This window comes from Nocardia nova, from assembly GCF_002933465.1.
GTDB classification, from domain to species: Bacteria; Actinomycetota; Actinomycetes; order Mycobacteriales; family Mycobacteriaceae; genus Nocardia; species Nocardia nova_B.
The window spans coordinates 1-819 of sequence record NZ_PSZE01000100.1 but is presented as its reverse complement, the minus strand read 5'-3'; the positions used below and the strand labels follow the sequence as shown (position 1 = coordinate 819).

At 68.9% G+C, this 819-nt stretch carries 1 pseudogene; it reads right to left on the bottom strand.

What is annotated here, in order from left to right:
• A pseudogene (locus C5E41_RS33015) lies at positions 1–819 on the bottom strand (transketolase); the annotation flags it as partial.

Sequence of the window (819 nt, the reverse complement as noted above, 5' to 3'; positions counted from 1 at the left end):
CCGGCGTGCGAGCCGACCAGCCGGATGTTCACCTGCGAGATGCCGGCCATCCGGATGAAGTCGTAGGCACGGGCAAAAAACACCGCGAAGGTGGCGGCGAACGCGACATAGCCGCGCACGGCGAGCCCGACCGCGGTCGCCACCAGTTGCTGTTCGGCGATGAACATCTCGAAATAGCGGTCCGGACAGACCTTGTGGAAATCCTCGGCGTGGGTGGAGTTGCCGACCTCGCCGTCGAGGACGACGACCTCGGGGCGGACGGCGAGAGCGGCGATGGCGGCGCCGAACGCGACCCTGGTTGCCACCTTCTCGCCCAGTTCGTAGGTGGGCAGGGTGACCGTGGCGGTCGGGTCGGCCGTGATGGCCGGTGTCGCGGCGGCTGGAGGATGGGTCGTGATGTGCAGGTCGCTGGGCCCGCCGAGTGCGGCAATGGCGCGTTCAGCCATCTCGAGGGGCAGGGCCTTGCCGTGCCACCCGTTGCGGTCCTCGATCTCGGGCACGCCCTTGGCCTTGATGGTGCGAGCCAGCAGCACCGTCGGCTGGTCCCCACCGACCCGGGCCTGGGTGAGTGCCCGGTCGATGTCGGCCAGATCGTGTCCGTCGACGATCAGCGACCGGCACCCGAACGCCTGGACGCGGGCGGCGTAGCGGTCCAGGTCCCACTCCAGTTCGGTGGGTCCGCGCTGGCCGAGCCGGTTGATGTCGATGATGGCGGTGAGGTTGCCGAGCCGGTAGTAGCCGGCCTTGTCCAGGGCCTCCCACATGGAGCCTTCCGCGGTTTCGCTGTCCCCGCACAGCACCCACACGTGATAGGGCAAC